Raw genomic sequence first — 18364 nt, 5'->3', positions numbered from 1 at the left:
ACGCATAGCGCGTGGCCGCGCGCGGGTATAGTCACGGATCGGTGCTTCGCCCGCGCGCGGTGGCCGGGTCAGCCGAGATCGGGCGCGGTGCGGGTAAAGGTCTCGTGGGCCGACATCGCGTCCCACCAGTCGCGCACGCCTGCCACGTCCATTACCGCGTCGGCATCGGGCGTCAGCGAGACATAGAACAGGATCGGCCCGAGGAAGTAATCCGCGAGCGTCGGCGCATCGCCCGCCAGCCATTTGGCCTTGGCGCGGGTGTCCATCAGCAGTTTCAGCAGCGTTTGCGAATCGGCGATGGCCTTTTGACGCGCGTCCTCGTTCTGGCCGCCGATGAAATCGGGGAAGAGGTGATAGCCCGCGACGCCCACCAACGCGCCATAGCCGTAGCTGTCGATCAGTCCGATCGCCTCGTTCATCCGCGCCCGCGCCTTGGGGTCTTGGGGGATGAGCGCGGGATCGGGGGCGATATCCTCGATATAGCGGCAGATCGCGTCGGTTTCGCGCAGGCGCATCCCGTCGATGTCGAGCACCGGCACCTTGCCGAACGGGTGCCGTTCCAGATGCGCGGGCTGGCGCGGTTCGCCTTCGAGCACGTTCACGGGAACCTGATCATGCTCAATGCCCTTGTCGGCCAGAACCATGCGCACGGTGCGCACATAGGTAGAGCCGTCGAAGCCGTATAGAACGGGTTTGTCAGCCATTTGGGGTATCCTCCTGTCGCGTGTCATTCTGGTCAGAGGGTGCGGCACGCGCCGGAAATGTCAACTCTGCCACTCTGTCCGCTTGACGCGCGGCGCGGTGCGACGCAGGGTCTGCGCGCCGAGGAAAGGACCGCCATGACCCCCGAAGAGATCGCCCGCCTGCCCTATCGCCGCTGCGTGGGCGTGATGCTTGTCAACCGCGACGGCCATGTCTTTGTCGGGCAGCGCATCGACAGTGACGCGCCTGCCTGGCAGATGCCGCAAGGCGGGATCGACGCGGGCGAGAGCGTGCGCGAGGCGGCGCTGCGCGAGTTGTGCGAGGAAACCGGCGTGACGCCCGACAAGGTGCGCATCGAGGCCGTGACCGAGGATTGGCTGGCCTATGACCTGCCGCACGATCTGGTGCCGCGCATCTGGAAGGGGCGCTATCGCGGGCAAGAGCAGAAATGGGTGCTGATGCGCTTTCTCGGGCAGGACGGGGATGTGAATATCGCCACCGACCACCCGGAATTTTCCGAATGGCGCTGGCTGCCGCCCGGTGATCTGCTGGCGCAGATCGTGCCGTTCAAGCGCGCGGTCTATGCTGCCGTGCTCGATGCGTTCGACAGCCGGATCTGAGCGTGCGGCCCCGGCCTTTGCACCGTTTCTGCCTGATGCGGTGTCGGAATCGGCTTGTTGTGGGCGGGGTCATCCCTATACTGAATCGATAACGCGAGAGGGTCCGACCCGCGCCGGTCATCCGGTTGCGGCATGAGGAGCGGACCACGGGACCGGGACAGGGGGGCAGGCCGGGATGCAAACCGCCGCAGGGTTCTTGCCGATCATCGCGGCGCTGCCGTTTCTGGGCGCGCTGCTGCCGGGATTGATGATCCAGGCCGGGCGCAATACCTGCGCCGCCTTTACCGCCTCTGCCACGATCCTTGCGCTGACGCTCTTGCTGCTATGCGTGCCCGCCGTCATGCGCGGCGAGGTGCTCACATATCAGATCGAGTGGCTGCCCTCGCTGGGCCTCAACGTCAATTTCATGCTCGACGGGCTGGGGCTGCTGTTTGCCGGCATGATCCTTGGCATCGGGCTGCTGATTATCCTTTACGCGCGGTTTTACCTGTCGCGCGAGGATCCGATGGGGCAGTTCTATACCTATCTTCTGCTCTTTCAGGGTGCGATGGTGGGGATTGTCCTTTCGGACAACATCCTGCTTTTGCTGGTGTTCTGGGAACTGACCTCGCTCTCGTCCTTCCTTCTGATCGGCTATTGGAAGCACCTGCCCGAGGGGCGGCAGGGCGCGCGGATGGCGCTGACGGTGACGGGCATGGGCGGGCTTGCGATGATCGCGGGGATGCTGATCCTTGGAAATATCGCCGGAAGCTATGACCTCAGCGTGATCCTGACGCAGAAGGACGCGATTCAGGCCAGCCCGATGTATCTGCCCGCGCTGATCCTGATCCTTTTGGGCTGTTTCACCAAATCGGCGCAGTTCCCGTTCCATTTCTGGCTGCCGCACGCGATGGCGGCACCCACGCCGGTCTCGGCCTACCTGCATTCGGCCACGATGGTGAAGGCGGGGCTTTTCCTGATGGCGCGGATGTGGCCGGTGCTGGCGGGGACGCCGGAATGGTTCTGGATCGTTGCCTCGACCGGCCTGATCACCATGGTGTTGGCGGCCAAGATCGCGCTCTTCAAGGACGATCTCAAGGCGCTTCTGGCGTTCTCGACGGTGAGCCATCTCGGGCTGATCACCATGCTTCTGGGCCTTGGCACCAAGGCGGCGGCGATGGTGGCGGTGTTTCACATCATCAACCACGCGACGTTCAAGGCCGCGCTCTTCATGACCGCCGGGATCATCGACCACGAGGCGCATACCCGCGACATCAAGCGGCTCGGGGGGCTGCGGCACCTGATGCCCATCACCTTTACCATCGCCACGGTGGCGGCGCTGTCGATGGCGGGGATACCGCCCTTGAACGGGTTCCTGTCCAAGGAGATGATGCTGGAAGAGGTGGCGCATACGCAGTGGTTCGGGCCGGCGTGGCTGATGGGGGCGGTGGCGACGCTTGGCGCGCTCTTCTCGGTGGCCTATTCGCTGCGCTATATCGCGCATGTCTTCCTTGGCCCGGTGCGCAGCGATTACCCCGCCAAGCCGCATGATCCCGGTTTCGGCATGTGGGCGGCCCCTGCGTTTCTGACCGTGCTGGTGGTGCTGATCGGGCTGATGCCGATGACATTTGCCGGGGATCTGGTGCGGGTGGCGGCGGCAGCGGTGACAGGGGCAGAGCCTTATGTGAAAATATATCACTGGCACGGGCTGGTGCCCGCCTTCTGGATGTCGGTCATTGCGGTGCTGGGCGGTGCGCTGCTGCTGGCGGGGCATGGCCCCCTGATGCGGCTATGGAATGCCACCCCGCGCCCCGAGGCCAAGCGCATGTTCGACGCGGTGACGCGGGCGGCGACGCGGGCGGCAACGGCGCTGACCGACGGGGTGCACGATGGCAGCCTGATGCGCAACGCCGCCGTCTTTGCGGTGGTGGTGCCGGTGCTGGGCTGGTTTGCATGGAGCGCGGGCGGGATGGCACAGCCCACGCGCGCGCCGCTGCCGGTGGCGCTGATCCCGGCGGTGGGCTGGGTGCTGCTGGTGGTGGCCACGGTGCTTTTGGTGGTCTATCACCGGGCACGGTTCACGGCGCTGGTGCTGCTGGGGATCGTCGGGCTGATGGTGTCGCTGGCCTTCGTCTATTTCTCGGCCCCCGATCTGGCGCTGACGCAGATATCGGTGGAGGTGGTGACGATCATCCTGCTGTTGCTCGCGCTCAATTTCCTGCCGCGCGAGACCCCCGCCGAAAGCAGCGGCGCGCGGCGGCTCCGCGATGGTGTGATCGCGCTTGGGGGTGGCGCGGCGGTGGCTGGATTGTCCTATGCTATCATGCTGCGCGATTTCGCCTTTGACAGCATCTCGGCCTTTCACCTCGCCAATTCCTACAAGGGCGGCGGTGGCACCAATGTGGTCAACGTGATCCTGGTGGATTTCCGGGGCTTTGACACGTTCGGCGAGATCATCGTGCTGGGAATCGCGGCGCTGGTGATCTTTGCGCTGACCGATACGGTGCTACGCGGCGAGGGCGGGCGCAGGCTCTCGCGGCTCGACCCCGACACCAACGCCGAGGGGCAGGCGGGCGACCGCCACCCGCTGATGATGGTGGTGGCCACACGGGTGATGATGCCCATCGCGCTGATGGTGGGGGCCTATATCTTTTTGCGCGGACATAACGAACCGGGGGGCGGGTTCATCGCCGGGCTGATCGTCGCCATCGCTTTCGTGATGCAATACATGGCCTCGGGCTATGCCTGGGCGGAGGCGCGGCAGCGGGTGACCTATCACGCCACCATCGGACTTGGCGTGCTGATCGCGGCGATGACGGGGGGCGGGGCCTGGCTTGCGGGGCGGCCGTTCCTGACCTCTGATTATGGCTATCTGCATTTCCCGCCGATCGAGGAATTCGAATGGGCCACGGCGATGGGGTTCGATCTTGGCGTGTTCCTGACGGTGGTGGGTGCAGTGATGCTCGCGCTGCAAAGCCTGTCGAGCATGGCGCGGCGCGCGGGTGAGACGGTCAACATCTACCCGATGGATGTGAACCCCGCGCGCGAGGACGATGAAGCCGGGGGAGGGGCCTGACATGGAAGCGCTTATGGCATCGGCCATCGGCCTGCTGACGGCTGCGGGGATTTACCTTGTGCTGCGGCTCAGGACATTCCCGGTGATCGTCGGGCTGTCACTGCTGACCTATGCGGTCAACCTGTTCTTGTTCATCACCGGGCGGCTGGCGGTGGACATGCCGCCGATCCTGAAAAAGGGGGTTGAGACCTATACCGATCCGCTGCCGCAGGCCTTGGTGCTGACCGCGATCGTGATTTCCTTCGGGATGACGGCGGTGGTGGTGATGCTGGCACTTGGCGCGTATCTGTCGGCGGGTGACGACGATGTGCGCCTGCCGCCCGATGACAGCGGCGCGGAGGGCGGGACATGAGCCACTGGATCATCGTGCCGGTCGTGCTGCCTGCGGTGCTGGCGGCGATCCTGACCCTTGCGATGCGCCATCACGCGGCGTTGCAGCGGGTGTTCTCGGTCGCGGGCTGCGTGGCGCTTGTGGCGGTGGCGCTGGGGCTGCTCACCGAGGCGGCGGGCGGCGACATCACCGTCTACGAGCTGGGCAACTGGCCCGCGCCCTTCGGGATCGTGCTGGTGCTCGACCGGCTGTCGGCGCTTATGGTGCTGCTCACGGCGGTGCTGGCGCTGGTGGTGCTGCTTTATGCCATCGGCACCGGCTGGGACCGGAGGGGATACAATTTCCACGCGCTGTGGCAATTTCAGCTCATGGGGATTTGCGGCGCGTTCCTCACCGGCGACGCGTTCAACCTGTTCGTGTTCTTCGAGGTGCTGCTGATTGCCTCTTACGGGCTGATGATCCATGCGGGCGGCGCGCGCAGGCTCAAGGCGGGGGTGCAATATGTCATCTACAACCTGCTTGGCTCGACCCTGTTCCTGTTCGCGTTGGGCACGATCTATGCCGTCACTGGCACGCTCAACATGGCCGACCTGGCGGTGCGCGCCGCCGAGATACCGGTGGAGGACAGCGCGCTGTTGCGCGTGGGCGCGATGCTGTTGTTCCTCGTTTTCGCGGTCAAGGCGGCGCTGTTGCCGTTGCATTTCTGGCTGCCCAACACCTATGCCGAGGCCCCGGCCCCGGTGGCCGCGCTGTTTGCCATCATGACCAAGATCGGGGCCTATGCGATCCTGCGGTTCTACACGCTGATTTTCGGCCCCGATCTGGATGTCACCGCCAACCTGATCGACGATGTGCTGCTTTACGGCGCGCTCGCGACGCTGGCTGTGGGGATGATCGGCATTCTCGGGGCGCAGAGGCTGGGGCGGCTGGCGGCCTTTGCCTCTATCGGTTCGATGGGCACGCTGTTGATTGCGGTGGCGGTGTTCACCCCGCAGAGCACGGCGGCGGCGCTATACTATACCATCCATTCGACGTTGGCGGCGGCGCTGTTGTTCCTGGTGGTCGATCTGGTGCGCGCGCGGCGCGGGGCGCTGGGCGGCGCGCTGGTACCGGGGCCGCGCATGGCGCAGCACGGGATGCTGGCGGCGCTGTGGTTCGGGGCGGCCATCGCCACCGCCGGGCTGCCGCCGCTCTCGGGCTTTGTGGGCAAGCTGCTGGTGCTTAATGCCACCCGCGACATGGCCGATGTCTGGCTCATCTGGGGGGCGGTGCTGGCCACCTCGCTGGTGGCCGTGCTGGGATTTGCGCAGGCGGGCAGCGCGGTGTTCTGGAAGCTTGACGAGGCAGAGGCACCTCCCGCTTCCGACCTCGCCCCCGCGCCGCAACCGGCGCTGCCGCTGGTGGCGTGTTTCGCGCTGCTAGCCGGGGTGGGGATGCTGGCGGTTCTTGCCGGGCCGGTGATGCGCTATCTTGAGGCGACGGCGGCGCAGATGCACACGCCCGCCGCCTATATTGCCGCCGTTCTGGGGCAGGGCTGAGGGAGGGACGAGACATGCTGCGCAAGATCCTGCCCCATCCGCTCCTGACGCTTCTCTTGATCGTGGTCTGGCAGATGCTGGTCAACAAGGTCACGGTGGGCAACCTGGTGCTGGGCGCGATCCTCGGGATCATCATCCCGCTGGTCACCGCGCCCTACTGGCCCAACCGCCCCAAGCTCCGTAGCGTGCCGCGGATCGTGGAATATGTCGCGATCGTGCTGTGGGATATCTGCGTGGCCAATGTGCAGGTGGCCTGGGTGATCCTGTTCAAATCCAATGCCAACACGCATCCCGCGTGGATTTCCATCCCGCTCGATCTGCGCACCCCCGAGGCGATCACGGTGCTGGCGGGCACGATCACCATGACGCCGGGCACCGTGTCGAGCGACCTGGCCGCGGATGGGCGCAGCCTTCTGGTGCATTGCCTCGACGCGCCCGACCCCGACGCCGTGCGCGACGACATCAAGGCCCGTTACGAGGCCCGGCTGAAGGAGATATTCGAATGATCGGGGTCGCGCTCAGCTTTGCCTTTGCCTGTTTCGGGTTGGGGCTTTTGATGAACATCTACCGGGTTATATGGGCACCAAGCCTGGGCGACCGAATCCTTGCGCTGGATACGATGGTCATCAATGCCATCGCGATCCTGGCGCTGTTCGGCATTCTCAAGGGCACCACGATGTATTTCGAGGCGTCGATGATCATCGCAATGACCGGCTTTATCTCAACCGTGTCCTACACGCGCTTTCTGTTGCGCGGGGACATCATCGAATAGGGGGCGCTGCCATGCTTGTCGAGATTGCGATTTCCGCCTGTCTTGTCATCAGCGGCGTGTTCGGGCTGGTTGGCTCTTTCGGCCTGATCAAGCTGCCCGACCCGATGATGCGGCTGCACGCGCCCACCAAGGCGACCACGCTGGGGGTGGGCGGCGCGCTGATTGCGTCGATGCTCTATTTCTATTTCATCGTCGGGCAGTTCTCGTTTCATGAGCTGATGATTACGCTGTTTTTGTTCCTCACCGCGCCGATCACAGGGCATTTCATCGCCAAGACGCATCTGCATCTTGACCACAAGCCGGGCGATCTGCCGCCCACAGGTGGCGCGCGGCCCTGGGCCGGATATGAAAGCGATGAAGAGCGCGCACGGATCGAGGCCGAGGCAGAGGGTGAGACAGGGGCATAGGGGGGCGGGCGTTTGGCCTGTTGCTGACATTTGCCTCTTGTCCCCCGCGCGGAATCAAGCCCGGAGGGCGCCGCGCGATCGCTGGGCCGTCCCGCGGCCTAGCGATTTTGAGGGGGCGTGCGACGCTTCGGTGTCGCACGGGTTTGGCTTGCATAAAGTGGCAGTTACCACCGGTGCATCGCTAGTCCCCGGCCCAGCGACCGCGCTGCTCATCGCATCCTATCGAACACCCGGTACAGACCAAGATCACCCCAGCCGCCGCCCGGTTTCCTTGTCAAAAACGTGCATCTTTTCCGGCGCGATCACCAGGCGCAGCACCTCAGCCCCGCGGCCTGCGCTGTGCACGCCGGGCAGGCTCGCGGTAAAGCCTTGGCCGCCTGCAAGTTTGCCATGCAAGAGCGTGTTGGCGCCCAACGGCTCTGCCAGCAAGACCTGCAAGGCAAGCGGGCCGTCGGGGTCGGGCGAGAGATGCTCGGGGCGCAGCCCGAGCATGACCGGGCCGCGTGCGCCGGTCGGGTTGGGCAGGCGCATATCCCCGACATGCATCCCGTCCTCGCGGCCCTCGGCCTCGACCACGTTCATCGACGGGCTGCCGATGAACTGCGCGGCGAATAGGCTCGCGGGGCGCTCGTAGACATCCAGAGGTGTGCCGATCTGTTCGGCGCGGCCCTCATTCATCACGATCATGCGGTCGGCCATCGTCATCGCCTCGACCTGATCGTGGGTGACGTAAAGCGCGGTGATCCCCAGCTTGGCCTGCAACTCGCGAATCTCAAGCCGCATCTGCACGCGCAGCTTGGCGTCGAGATTCGATAGCGGCTCGTCGAAGAGGAACACCTTCGGCTCTCGCACGATGGCGCGGCCCATGGCGACGCGCTGCCGCTGCCCGCCCGAAAGCTGCCGGGGCTTGCGCTCCAGCAGCTCTGACAGTTGCAAAAGCTCTGCCGCCGCGCGCACCTTGGCGGCGATCTGCGCCTTGGGCAGGCCCTTGATCCGCAGGCCATAGCCCATGTTCTGCGCCACGCTCATATGCGGATAAAGCGCGTAATTCTGGAACACCATGGCGATGTCGCGGTCCATCGGCTCGCGCTCGTTGGCGCGAGTGCCGTCTATGCGCAATTCGCCCTCGGTGATCGTCTCCAGCCCCGCGACCATGCGCAGAAGGGTGGATTTGCCACAGCCCGACGGCCCGACGATGACGATGAATTCGCCATCCGCCACGTCGAGCGAGACGCCCTTGATGACCTCGTCGGTGCCAAAGCTCTTGCGGATCGCGTCGAGGGTTACGGTTGCCATGGTGCCTATTTCTCGCTGTCCACGAGGCCGCGGATGAAAAGTTTCTGCATCGAGATGACCACCACCACCGGCGGGATCATCGCGAGGATCGAGGTGGCCATGATGACCGGCCAATCGGCCACGTCATCGCCCGACGGGAACATCTGTTTGATGCCCATCACGATGGTGTTCATCGACGGATCGGTGGTGATGAGAAGCGGCCAGAGATATTGATTCCAGCCATAGATGAACAGGATCACGAACAGCGCCGCAATGTTGGTGCGGCTCATCGGCAAGAGAATATCCCAGAAAAACCGCATCGGCCCTGCGCCATCCACGCGCGCGGCCTCGGCCAATTCGTCCGGCACGGTGAGAAAGAATTGCCGGAACAAAAACGTGGCCGTGGCCGAGGCAATCAGCGGAAAAATGAGCCCCGAGTAGCTGTTGAGCATCCCGAACCCCGCGATCACCTCGTAGGTGGGCACGATTCGCACCTCGACGGGCAGCATCAGCGTGAGAAAGATCAGCCAGAAGAAAATGTTGCGCGCCGGAAAGCGGAAATAGACGATGGCAAAGGCCGATAGCAGCGAGATGATGATCTTGCCCACCGCGATCCCTATGGCCATGATGAGCGAATTGCCCAGCATCACCAGCACCGGCACGTTCACGCCCGAGAACAGCGCCGCCGTGTAGTTTTCAACAAACCGGTCGCCGGGCCAGACCGGCATCGGCGGGCGCACGATCTCGGGTTGGGTCACGGTCGAGGCCACGAACGCCAGCCAGATCGGGAAGAAGATCACCAGAACCCCCGCGATCATCACCAGATGGGTGAGCCAGAGACCCATCCCGCGTTTCTCGACCATGCCTGTGATCTCGGTTGCCATCAGTAATGCACCCGTTTCTCGATATACTTGAATTGCAGCACCGTGAGCAACCCGACGACCACCAGCAGGATCACCGATTGCGCCGCGCTTGATCCCAGATCCTGCCCCACGAAGCCGTCGGAATAGACCTTGTAGACGAGGATCGTGGTGGCCTGTTGCGGCCCGCCGCTGGTGATGGTGTGGATGACGCCGAAGGTCTCGAAGAACGCATAGACGATGTTGACCACCAAGAGGAAAAACGTCGTCGGCGACAAGAGCGGCAGCACGATGGTGAAGAACCGCCGCCAGAACCGTGCGCCGTCGATCGCCGCCGCCTCGATGATCGAGCGGGGCACGGCCTGAAGCGCGGCGAAGAAGAACAGGAAATTGTAGCTGATCCGCCCCCAGGCGGAGGCGACAACGACAAGGCCCATCGCCTCGCCCTCGTTCAGGACATGGTTCCAGTCATAGCCCAACTGCCCCAGATACCACGCCACCACGCCCACCCGCGTGTTGAACATGAAAAGCCACAGCACGCCTGCCACCGCAGGGGCCACCGCGTAGGGCCAGATGAGCAGCGTGCGGTAGGCGCCTGCCGATTTTACCAGCCGGTCGGCCATCACCGCGAGAAACAGCGCCGGGATCATCGCCGCCAGCGTCACCAGCGTGGAAAAGATCGCGGTGGTGACGAAAGAGGCGCGGTAATAGGGATCGCCCAGCAGGTATTCGAAATTCTCCAGCCCCACGAATTGCGATTTGAGGCCGAACGGGTCGGGGATGAACAGCGATTGCCACACCGCCTGCCCCGCCGGATAGAAGAAGAACACCGCAGAGATAACCACCTGCGGTGCGATCAGGCAGAGCGGCAGAAGCCAGCCCTTGAAGGTGACACGTTTTTCCATGCGGGGATCGGGGGGCGGTTGCCCGCCCCCCTATGCCTTTAGTTGTTGGCGCGCTCGAACCGGCGCAGAAGCTGGTTGCCGCGCGTCACCGCCGAATCGAGCGCCGCCTGCGCGTCCTTGTCGCCGGACCACACGGCCTCAAGCTCTTCGTCGATGATGCCGCGGATCTGGTCAAATGACCCAAGCCGCAAGCCCTTGGAATTGGCCGTGGGGGCATTGGCGGTCATCTGTTTCACCGCCACATCGGTGCCGGGATTGGCCTCGTAGAAGCCCTGCTCGCGGGTCAGCTCGCCCGCCGCCTTGGTGATCGGCAGATAGCCGGTATCCTGGTGCCACTTGGCCTGAATCGCGGGCGAGGACAGGAAGTTGAGGAACGCCGCCGCGGCGTCGTATTCTGCCGGGTCATGCCCCTCCAGCACCCAGAGCGAGGCACCGCCGATGATGGTGTTCTGCGGCGCGCCCTCGACGCCGTCCCAATAGGGCAGGGGGCGCACGTCGAAATCGAATTTCGCCTCGGCCTTGATGCCCGCATAGCCGGCAGAGCTTTCGGTGAAGAGCGCGCATTCGCCCGCGCGGAAATTGGCCCCGCCCTCGTTGCGGCGGCCGGCATAGATGAACTTGCCTTCCTTGGCCCATTCGCCCATCTGCGCGATGTGCTGCACCTGCACCGGCCCGTTGAAGGCCAGTTCGGTATCCAGCCCGGCAAAGCCGTTATCGCGCGTGGCGAACGGCACATCGTGATAGGCCGAGAGGTTTTCGAGGTGGATCCAGCTTTGCCACGAGGTGGTGATCGGGCAGGCATGGCCCGCCTCGGCCAGCTTGTCCAGAACCGCATCGACATTCTGCCAGGTGGAAAGATCGGTATCGGGGTCGACGCCTGCGCCTGCCAGCGCGTCGCGATTGACCCACAGAACCGGGGTGGAGGAGTTGAACGGCAGCGACAGCATCTGGCCATCGGTGGTGGTGTAATAGCCCTTGACCGCGCCGATATAGGCGTCGGGGTCGAACTCGGTCCCCGCCATCACCTCGTAGACCGGTCGGATCGCGCCCTTCGCGCCCATCATCGTGGCGGTGCCCACTTCGAACACCATCAGGATATGCGGCTGCTCGCCCGCGCGAAAGGCGGCGATCCCGGCGTTGAGCGTCTCGGAATAGTTGCCCTTGTGGGTGGCGTTGACGGTGTAATCGTCCTGGCTTTCGTTGAAGGTAGCGACCTGCTCGGCCACAAGCTCCCCAAGCCGCCCGGTAAAGGCGTGCCAGAACTGGATTTCGGTCTGAGCCATCGCGGCAAGCGGTGACAGCGCGGTGGTGGCGGCCAGAAGCGCGCCAAATGCCGTTTTTTGCATGGTATCCTCTCCCATATGACGAGCGCAGCCGGACATCCCCTGTCGGCCACGGCGATCACGCAAAAGCTACGCTACACGGAAATTGACATAATACAACCGCGCAAATATACGCGTTAATATAATATCATATTATTGTCATAAACATCCTGTCACCTTGTTCCCAGATTATCCCTGCCGGAGTTGCCCCATGTCCACCCGCCTGCGCCTGCGCCAGCTTGAAGCGCTCGAACGTGTCGCCGTCACCGGCTCGATGACGCGCGCCGCCGAGGCGCTTGGCATCTCGCAACCCGCAGTCAGCCGTCTGCTGGCCGATCTTGCGGCGGAGACGGGGCTGGCGCTGTTGGATCGGCGCGACGGGCGGCTGGTGCCGACGCAGGAGGCGCGATTCCTGCTGCCCGATATCCACCGCGTGCTGGAAACGCTCGACCGGATCGGCGAGTTGAGCCGCAGCCTCAATGATCGCAAGGCCGGGCATCTGCGCATCGCCTGCCTGCCGGGCTTTGCCACGTCGCACCTGCCCGGCGTGCTGGCCCGGTTCCTTGCCGACCGGCCCGATGTGACGCTCACGGTAGAGCCCGACCGCCCCGAGCGCATCCTTGAATGGATCATCCGCGAGCAGTTTCATTGCGGCATCACCGACGGGTTCGAGGGGCATCCGGCGGTCGAGGCCGAGATCGTGCCGATGCGCAGCGTCTGCATCCTGCCGCCCGGTCACCCGCTTGCCGCGCGCGAGGTGCTTGGCCCCGCCGATCTGGCCGGGCAGCGGATGATCCACACGCGGCGCGACAGCGCGTTCTTTCGCGCGCTGGAAGAGGCGTTTCTTGGGGCCGGGGTGACGATGACGCCGGTCATCGTGATCCGACAGTTCACCGCCGCCTGCGAGTTGGTGTTGCGCGGCGCGGGCGTGTCGGTGGTGAGCGCGCTTGACGCCGAAGGCTATGCCGCGCGCGGCCTGATCCATCGCTCCTTCGTGCCCGAGGTGCCGCACCGTCTTGCGCTGGTGCGCCCGGTGCATGGCGCGCCGTCGCTTCTGACGCTGGAATTCATCGACGCGTTCCGCGAGAGCCTGCGCCCGTTCGAGGCGTGCCCCGCCGCATAGGCAGCACATGCACCACCGGCCCGGTGAGCACCGCGAGCGCCTCGGCGCGCATCAGGCCAGTGAGCGCCGGATCGTCGCAGTCGAGCCCGCCGGTATAGGTGCCATAGGCGGGCAGGATCACCCGGTCGCCGTCAATCAGGAAGGCCGGGCGGCTGATCGACTGGCCGCGCAGGCTCAGCCGCATCTTGGGGTGATAATGCCCCGATACCTCGCCCGACTGGCCGGGATTGGCGATATGGCGAAAGCTGAGCGGCGGGGTGGGCAGTTCTGCCAGATGGGTGCCGCCAAGATCGACCGGGCCGGGATCGTGGTTGCCCTCGATCCAGACCCAGCGGCGGCCCGCCTGCAAGCGGGTGATCCACAGCTTTTCGTCATCGGGCAGGGCATGGGCGGCCTGCGCGTCGTCGAAACTGTCGCCAAGGCAGATCACCGTGCCCGCACCGGTGCGGCGCAGGTCCGATTCCAGACGGCTTAGCGTGTCGCGCGTCTCGAACGGTGGCAGCGGCGGTTCGCCCGCGCGCGCGCGGCGCAGCGCCTTGCCAAGGTGCAGGTCCGACACGCAAATCAGGTTGCGCGCCTCCCAGTAAAGCGCGCCCGAGGGCAGGGCGACAAGAGATGCGCCCGCGAGGGTGAAGGCATGGCCGTCCATGCCCCCTTGGTGCCCCCGCGCGCGGCGATTGGCAAGCGCTGCTTGTCAGCCCAGAAGCCGCCGCGCCACCACCTGCGCCTGAATCTCTGCCGCCCCCTCAAAGATGTTGAGGATGCGCGCGTCGCACAGGATGCGGCTGATGGTGTATTCCAGCGCAAAGCCGTTGCCGCCGTGGATTTGCAGCCCGTTATCGGCGGCCGACCACGCCACGCGGGCACCCAGCAGCTTGGCCATGCCCGCCTCCAGATCGCAGCGGTGGCCATGATCCTTTTCCCATGCCGAGAAATAGGTGAGCTGGCGCGCCACCATGATCTCGACCGCCATCATCGCCAGCTTGCTGGCCACGCGCGGGAAGGCGATGAGCGGCTGGCCGAATTGCTTGCGGTCCTGGGCATAGCGCATCGACACATCGAGCGCCGATTGCGCAACGCCGATGGCGCGCGCGGCGGTCTGGATGCGGGCGGCCTCGAAGGTCTCCATCAACTGCTTGAAGCCCTTGCCCTCTTCGCCGCCGAGCAGGTTCTCGCCCTTGACGTGGAAGCCGTCAAAGGCAAGCTCGTATTCCTTCATGCCGCGATAGCCCAGCACCTCGATCTCGCCGCCGGTCATGCCGGGGGTGGGGAAGGGGTGCTCGTCTGTGCCCGGCTCTTTCTCGGCCAGAAACATCGACAGGCCGCGATGATCTTTGGTGTCGGGCACGGAGCGCGCCAGAAGGGTCATCAGATGGGTGCGCGCGGCATGGGTGATCCAGGTCTTGTTGCCGGTCACCGTCCAGTCGCCATTCTCGTCACGCACGGCGCGGGTGCGCAAGCTGCCGAGGTCAGAGCCGGTATTGGGCTCGGTAAAGACCGCCGTGGGCAGCGTCTCGCCGCTGGCAAGGCGGGGGAGCCACTTTTCTTTTTGCGCTTCGGTGCCGCCGCAGAGGATCAGTTCGGCGGCGATCTCGGAGCGGGTGCCAAGGCTGCCCACGCCGATATAGCCCCGGCTCAACTCTTCCGAGACCACGACCATCGACGCCTTGGAAAGGCCAAGCCCGCCATATTCCTCGGGGATGGTGAGGCCGAACACGCCCATTTCGGCCAGGTCCTCGATGACCTCCATCGGAATGAGTTCGTCCTTGAGGTGCCATTCATGCGCGTGCGGCTCGACACGATCCACCGAGAAGCGGCGGAATTGCTCGCGGATCATCTCCAACTCGTCATCAAGCCCGGTGCGGCCCACGGTGATCTCGGCGGCGCGTTCCTGCATCAGGGCGACCAGCCGCAGACGCGCGGCCTGCGTGTTGCCGCGCGCGATGAGTGTCTGCACTTCCGGCGTGCGGAAGGCCGCAACGGCTGCCTCGTCAAGGCCAAGATCGGCGGGGCGGGCGATCTCGCCCTGGTTCATGGCGATGCCGCCGGCGATCTGCGCGAGGTATTCGCCGAACGCGATCTGAAGGATCAACTGCTCGACCTCGCCGAACTGTCCCTGTTCGTCGAGCCGCGTGGCCCAGCCCTGCATCTGGCGCAACGATTCGACATAGGTGGCCAGCCAGGCAAGCCCGTGGGTCGCGCCCTGCGCCGCGTCCATCGCCGCGCCCGATATGCGATCGCCCTCGACCACCATGGCGCGCACAGCCGCGCGCGCCTCTTCCAGAAGGGTTTCGGCGGGGGCGACCGCCGCGCCGGTGAGCGCCGAAAGGTCGCTCAGGAGGATGGGCTGCGCCATTGCGATATCCTGTCCGTCATGTGCCATGTGTCATGTCCTTTCAGTGTTGTCGCGCTTTTATCTATGATGCAGTTGCAGCGCAACTATTATACTAATTGTCGCAGGTTTTTGTTCTAAAGTTGCGTATTGATTTTCTGTCCTCTGACGCTAACGCCGTGCTAACACGTCATAATGGACATGTTTCTGGATATCGCCCCGGTCTGGGGCTGGGTCTTTGCCTTTGGCGTGGCGGTTTGCGCGGGGCTGGTCAAGGGGGTGGTGGGATTCGCCATGCCCACGGTCCTGATCGCGGGGTTGAGCACGACGATGCCGCCCGATCTGGCGCTGGCGGGGTTGATCCTGCCGACGCTGGCCACCAACCTGTGGCAGGCGCTGCGGCAGGGGGTGGGCGCGGCGCTGGCCTCGGTCCGGCGGTTCCGGGTGTTTTTGCTGGCAGGGGGCGCGGTGATGGTGGTGGCCGCGCAGGCGGTGCCGCTGCTGCCGCCTTGGGGGATGTATCTCTTCATCGGGCCGCTGATCACCGCCTACGCGCTCTCGACGCTCATGGGGCGGGGCCTGCGCCTGTCGTCCGAGGGCGGCGCGCGGGGCGAGGCGGGCATGGGCGCGCTCGCCGGGCTTTTTGGCGGCATATCAGGGATTTGGGGGCCGCCCACGGTTGCGATGCTGATCGCGCGCGGCACCGAGAAGCGCGAGCAGATGCGCGTGCAGGGGGTGATTTATGGCCTCGGCGCGGTGCTGCTCTTGGTGTCGCATATCGGCTCCGGCGTGCTGCGCGCCGAGACGCTGCCGCTATCGCTGGCGCTGGTGCCTCCGGCGCTTTTGGGGATCGGGCTGGGGTTCTGGTTGCAGGACCGGCTCGACCAGGAGACGTTTCGCAAGGTGACGCTCTGGGTGCTGCTGCTGGCGGGGTTGAACCTGGTGCGGCGGGGGGTGATAATGCTGTGAGGCGCGGCGCGACCCGCAAGGTTCAAGGCGCGAACCGCACGGTTTGAGGGGGGCACCGTGACGGTGGGGGCCGAGGGCTGGCGCGGCGTTTGTCCTTGGTCAGGATGCTGCGGGTGCGAGATGGGGGGAGCCTTTGTGTGAGCATGCTCAACTGTTTTTGAAAAAATCTAAGTCAGCACAATTATTTGATCGCCGTTACCGGTGGTGCTGCGATAAGGGTGGCGATTCCAGAAGGATCAACGATCGTTCACTTGTCTAGGCTGTTTCTATAACCACATCGTAAATATAAATTCTTGCATTAAAAACTATTCGAGTGGTTCGAGACCCTTTCCTTCTGGAATATCCCCATCGCCTCCATTAGCAGGCTCGTCTATCGCAATGTCGCCAACCTTTTCCCGATCTTTTTCAGACGCGAGGTGCTCGGAGATTCTCGGCGCGTGGTCGAGATAACTTAGAGGCGGCTCCATTTCGGAATCATTAGCGGAGAGGGGCAATTTAATCTCCTCGGTGCCGACGACAGAGCAGTACGCTTTTAGGTATGTATTCAGGTCTTCGCGTGCAGGTTCCTCATGCCGTTTAAGAAGCTGCCTTTCTTTTAACCTGATACTCTCGGTCGCAAGGTGTTTCAGGGTATCAATATAAAGAACTGGATAAGCTTCACCGCCGTTGACACCTTTCAGGGCTACGGTGTTTTCGAATCTGATAAGATGATCAAAGCCAGTGCCCGGAGGACAGCTAGCTAGCAGCCTTGCTAATTGTACGCTTAGGGCGAATCGCTCCGGCTTAGCGAAACTCGCAACACGAAACCCAGTGTCTATGGCTTTCCCAAGGAAGTCGTACTCGAATGGCTGTGCATCTGCGGCGGCCTCAAGGGCTTCAGATGCCGTAAGGTAATTCACTTCATCACCTGAGCTTCGCAAGTTAACAGCTCTATTCGGCTCAGGGAACGATGCTAGCCATCCAGCACCTTTCAGATTCAACGGACTGTCGTCTTCGGCAAATGATTTTCGATAATCGTGGAGCGTTTGAATGAAAGCCATTAAAGCGACCATCACCGCTTTTCGGGTATTCACTCGACCGCAAAAAATCAACTCATCTCCAACAGCTTTCCAGAGCTTCGGGCAATCATCGGTCCCGGACTGAGGTGTTTTCATTTGAGCGTACGCCGATCGAAACTTCGCTGGGAAGTCACGATAAAAGGCTTCAAATGTCGTAACCCATTTGGGGCTAGCTCGATCTCGGGCTTCACCGTCTCGAGAATTCTTGAATGCCGTTGATCCGCTTAGGTCAACTGACAAAAACAAACGCACACGAAATTTAGCAGCGATGAATCTATCTTCGTCAGTCATTTAAGCCCAGTGTCTTAGCTCGCACCTCAACGGCGGATTGAGTTACGCCAAAAGTTTCCGACGCATTTCCTGCCTTGTACGCTAAGCTAAAGGCCTTTTCTGGCATCAAGAAAGCAGATGCAAACCAGTTTGCCTCCCACTCGCAGCGTCGCAAAGCCTCGTTGGTGTCATCAACTTTACGTGTAGCTCTCATGCCGCATCTGGGATTATTTTTTCGTACGAGTGGCCAGTGCAACAGGAGGTGCCCCAGTTCGTGCGCTATGGTAAAGTTATCCCGAAGAGCCCCCGTGTGCGATGATAAGCGAATGCGGAATGAACCATCCGGCTCAACGACTATTGCATCTGTTTGATCATCATCCATAAAGCCAATGTACGATAAGTTTCCTCGGTTTCTCTTCACGAGATCAGACAAATCGAACCCGTTTTTGAGGCCGGTCTTTTCACGCTGATTTTCCGCGAACTCAAATATTCTGGGTTTTGTAGCCCGCGATGGCGTCGGCATGATGTATGTGGTCTCATCAGGCATTGGTTTCCCTCCTATGAAGGCGTCGACTGGCGATCTGTACTTCGCTCGACCAGTACGCAGGATACTGCATCACTCCACAAGTGTTCTGCGTTCGTACCAAACACATAGTGCAGAACCTTAAATATTGCTAGTATCGACTCTTGCCACGTTAGACATTCCCGCCGTCGCTATTTTTGTCAAGACTTCGCAAAGCCCCCCCCCGGCGCACCATCCCCGGCCGGATCATCCCGCCTTGCTGCCCATCCGGCCTCCCCCCCCCCCCGGCCCGCCGCATCTGC

At 63.4% G+C, this 18364-nt stretch carries 18 protein-coding genes; 9 read left to right on the top strand and 9 right to left on the bottom strand.

Going from position 1 to position 18364, the window contains the following annotated elements; translation table 11 throughout:
• Window positions 1–68 precede the first annotated feature (68 nt).
• Window positions 69–704 carry a glutathione S-transferase family protein gene (locus ABIE58_RS02190; protein ID WP_354543038.1) on the bottom strand — a complete coding sequence of 212 codons (636 nt, stop codon included), beginning with the start codon at window positions 702–704 and terminating at the stop codon, window positions 69–71.
• Window positions 705–839: 135 nt separating this feature from the next.
• On the opposite strand from ABIE58_RS02190, the gene ABIE58_RS02185 reads away from it, so the two are divergent.
• The 7 genes from ABIE58_RS02185 (at window position 840) to ABIE58_RS02155 (ending at window position 7425) form a co-directional block, all read left to right on the top strand.
• Window positions 840–1322 (top strand): RNA pyrophosphohydrolase, encoded by a 483-nt coding sequence (locus ABIE58_RS02185; RefSeq protein ID WP_354543037.1) that lies wholly within the window; start codon window positions 840–842, stop codon window positions 1320–1322.
• Window positions 1323–1497: 175 nt separating this feature from the next.
• Window positions 1498–4377 (top strand): monovalent cation/H+ antiporter subunit A, encoded by a 2880-nt coding sequence (locus ABIE58_RS02180; RefSeq protein ID WP_354543036.1) that lies wholly within the window; start codon window positions 1498–1500, stop codon window positions 4375–4377.
• Window position 4378: 1 nt separating this feature from the next.
• A complete protein-coding gene (locus ABIE58_RS02175) occupies window positions 4379–4729 on the top strand; it encodes a Na+/H+ antiporter subunit C (protein WP_354543035.1) in 351 nt (116 codons plus the stop codon).
• Window positions 4726–6246: a monovalent cation/H+ antiporter subunit D gene (locus tag ABIE58_RS02170; protein ID WP_354543034.1), complete on the top strand. Its 1521-nt coding sequence runs from the start codon at window positions 4726–4728 to the stop codon at window positions 6244–6246. The genes ABIE58_RS02175 and ABIE58_RS02170 overlap by 4 nt, the downstream gene beginning before the upstream one ends.
• Window positions 6247–6260: 14 nt before the next feature.
• Window positions 6261–6752: a Na+/H+ antiporter subunit E gene (locus ABIE58_RS02165; protein WP_354543033.1), complete on the top strand. Its 492-nt coding sequence runs from the start codon at window positions 6261–6263 to the stop codon at window positions 6750–6752.
• Window positions 6749–7018 (top strand): K+/H+ antiporter subunit F, encoded by a 270-nt coding sequence (locus tag ABIE58_RS02160; protein ID WP_354543032.1) that lies wholly within the window; start codon window positions 6749–6751, stop codon window positions 7016–7018. Before ABIE58_RS02165 ends, ABIE58_RS02160 begins: the two co-directional genes overlap by 4 nt.
• 11 nt (window positions 7019–7029) lie before the next feature.
• Entirely contained in the window at window positions 7030–7425 is a 396-nt protein-coding gene (locus ABIE58_RS02155; RefSeq protein WP_354543031.1) for a Na+/H+ antiporter subunit G, read from the top strand.
• 246 nt (window positions 7426–7671) lie between these two features.
• Here the strand turns inward: ABIE58_RS02155 and ugpC are convergent, their stop codons facing one another.
• Genes ugpC through ugpB form a run of 4 tightly spaced genes read right to left on the bottom strand, consistent with a single transcriptional unit; the run spans window position 7672 to window position 11811 of the window.
• On the bottom strand, window positions 7672–8721 hold the full coding sequence (ugpC, locus tag ABIE58_RS02150; RefSeq protein WP_354543030.1) for a sn-glycerol-3-phosphate ABC transporter ATP-binding protein UgpC: 1050 nt from the start codon (window positions 8719–8721) through the stop codon (window positions 7672–7674).
• A 5-nt stretch (window positions 8722–8726) separates the two neighbouring features.
• Window positions 8727–9563, bottom strand: coding sequence for a sn-glycerol-3-phosphate ABC transporter permease UgpE (gene ugpE, locus ABIE58_RS02145; RefSeq protein WP_354543192.1), 837 nt, complete (start codon window positions 9561–9563; stop codon window positions 8727–8729).
• A 20-nt stretch (window positions 9564–9583) separates the two neighbouring features.
• Window positions 9584–10465: a sn-glycerol-3-phosphate ABC transporter permease UgpA gene (gene ugpA, locus ABIE58_RS02140; protein WP_354543029.1), complete on the bottom strand. Its 882-nt coding sequence runs from the start codon at window positions 10463–10465 to the stop codon at window positions 9584–9586.
• Between the two features lie 38 nt (window positions 10466–10503).
• Window positions 10504–11811, bottom strand: a complete 1308-nt coding sequence (gene ugpB, locus ABIE58_RS02135) for a sn-glycerol-3-phosphate ABC transporter substrate-binding protein UgpB (RefSeq protein WP_354543028.1) — start codon at window positions 11809–11811, stop codon at window positions 10504–10506.
• A gap of 187 nt (window positions 11812–11998) precedes the next feature.
• Here ugpB and ABIE58_RS02130 point away from each other — a divergent pair, with 187 nt between their 5' ends.
• The gene (locus ABIE58_RS02130; protein WP_354543027.1) at window positions 11999–12910 is read left to right on the top strand and encodes a LysR substrate-binding domain-containing protein; all 912 of its coding nucleotides are present in this window, start codon (window positions 11999–12001) and stop codon (window positions 12908–12910) included.
• Here ABIE58_RS02130 and pdeM read toward each other — a convergent pair.
• Window positions 12855–13559 (bottom strand): ligase-associated DNA damage response endonuclease PdeM, encoded by a 705-nt coding sequence (gene pdeM, locus ABIE58_RS02125; RefSeq protein ID WP_354543026.1) that lies wholly within the window; start codon window positions 13557–13559, stop codon window positions 12855–12857. The two genes, ABIE58_RS02130 and pdeM, sit on opposite strands and share 56 nt — an antisense overlap.
• A gap of 45 nt (window positions 13560–13604) precedes the next feature.
• Entirely contained in the window at window positions 13605–15293 is a 1689-nt protein-coding gene (locus tag ABIE58_RS02120) for an acyl-CoA dehydrogenase family protein (RefSeq protein ID WP_354543025.1), read from the bottom strand.
• A gap of 144 nt (window positions 15294–15437) precedes the next feature.
• On the opposite strand from ABIE58_RS02120, the gene ABIE58_RS02115 reads away from it, so the two are divergent.
• Window positions 15438–16211, top strand: a complete 774-nt coding sequence (locus ABIE58_RS02115) for a sulfite exporter TauE/SafE family protein (RefSeq protein WP_354543024.1) — start codon at window positions 15438–15440, stop codon at window positions 16209–16211.
• Window positions 16212–16516: 305 nt separating this feature from the next.
• Here ABIE58_RS02115 and ABIE58_RS02110 read toward each other — a convergent pair whose 3' ends face one another.
• Together ABIE58_RS02110 and ABIE58_RS02105 are read right to left on the bottom strand one after the other, a co-directional pair.
• Window positions 16517–17560 (bottom strand): hypothetical protein, encoded by a 1044-nt coding sequence (locus tag ABIE58_RS02110; RefSeq protein WP_354543023.1) that lies wholly within the window; start codon window positions 17558–17560, stop codon window positions 16517–16519.
• Window positions 17553–18086: an ImmA/IrrE family metallo-endopeptidase gene (locus ABIE58_RS02105; protein WP_354543022.1), complete on the bottom strand. Its 534-nt coding sequence runs from the start codon at window positions 18084–18086 to the stop codon at window positions 17553–17555. The genes ABIE58_RS02110 and ABIE58_RS02105 overlap by 8 nt, the downstream gene beginning before the upstream one ends.
• Window positions 18087–18364 lie beyond the last annotated feature (278 nt).

The sequence above is a fragment of the Roseovarius sp. MBR-78 genome, assembly GCF_040547535.1.
Lineage (GTDB): Bacteria > Pseudomonadota > Alphaproteobacteria > Rhodobacterales > Rhodobacteraceae > Roseovarius.
Note: the sequence above shows the minus strand (reverse complement) of the source record. Positions and strands in the feature narration are given on the sequence as shown.

Bases quoted from the DNA above. Each gene is read 5' to 3' on its own strand.
- ABIE58_RS02130 (WP_354543027.1), top strand. From the start codon at position 11,999: ATGTCCACCCGCCTGCGCCTGCGCCAGCTTGAAGCGCTCGAACGTGTC.
- ugpE (WP_354543192.1), bottom strand. From the start codon at position 9,563: ATGGTCGAGAAACGCGGGATGGGTCTCTGGCTCACCCATCTGGTGATG.
- ABIE58_RS02105 (WP_354543022.1), bottom strand. From the start codon at position 18,086: ATGCCTGATGAGACCACATACATCATGCCGACGCCATCGCGGGCTACA.
- pdeM (WP_354543026.1), bottom strand. From the start codon at position 13,559: ATGGACGGCCATGCCTTCACCCTCGCGGGCGCATCTCTTGTCGCCCTG.
- ABIE58_RS02160 (WP_354543032.1), top strand. From the start codon at position 6,749: ATGATCGGGGTCGCGCTCAGCTTTGCCTTTGCCTGTTTCGGGTTGGGG.
- ugpA (WP_354543029.1), bottom strand. From the start codon at position 10,465: ATGGAAAAACGTGTCACCTTCAAGGGCTGGCTTCTGCCGCTCTGCCTG.
- ABIE58_RS02155 (WP_354543031.1), top strand. From the start codon at position 7,030: ATGCTTGTCGAGATTGCGATTTCCGCCTGTCTTGTCATCAGCGGCGTG.
- ABIE58_RS02165 (WP_354543033.1), top strand. From the start codon at position 6,261: ATGCTGCGCAAGATCCTGCCCCATCCGCTCCTGACGCTTCTCTTGATC.
- ABIE58_RS02175 (WP_354543035.1), top strand. From the start codon at position 4,379: ATGGAAGCGCTTATGGCATCGGCCATCGGCCTGCTGACGGCTGCGGGG.
- ABIE58_RS02170 (WP_354543034.1), top strand. From the start codon at position 4,726: ATGAGCCACTGGATCATCGTGCCGGTCGTGCTGCCTGCGGTGCTGGCG.
- ABIE58_RS02190 (WP_354543038.1), bottom strand. From the start codon at position 704: ATGGCTGACAAACCCGTTCTATACGGCTTCGACGGCTCTACCTATGTG.
- ugpB (WP_354543028.1), bottom strand. From the start codon at position 11,811: ATGCAAAAAACGGCATTTGGCGCGCTTCTGGCCGCCACCACCGCGCTG.
- ABIE58_RS02185 (WP_354543037.1), top strand. From the start codon at position 840: ATGACCCCCGAAGAGATCGCCCGCCTGCCCTATCGCCGCTGCGTGGGC.
- ugpC (WP_354543030.1), bottom strand. From the start codon at position 8,721: ATGGCAACCGTAACCCTCGACGCGATCCGCAAGAGCTTTGGCACCGAC.
- ABIE58_RS02180 (WP_354543036.1), top strand. From the start codon at position 1,498: ATGCAAACCGCCGCAGGGTTCTTGCCGATCATCGCGGCGCTGCCGTTT.
- ABIE58_RS02115 (WP_354543024.1), top strand. From the start codon at position 15,438: ATGGACATGTTTCTGGATATCGCCCCGGTCTGGGGCTGGGTCTTTGCC.
- ABIE58_RS02110 (WP_354543023.1), bottom strand. From the start codon at position 17,560: ATGACTGACGAAGATAGATTCATCGCTGCTAAATTTCGTGTGCGTTTG.
- ABIE58_RS02120 (WP_354543025.1), bottom strand. From the start codon at position 15,293: ATGGCACATGACGGACAGGATATCGCAATGGCGCAGCCCATCCTCCTG.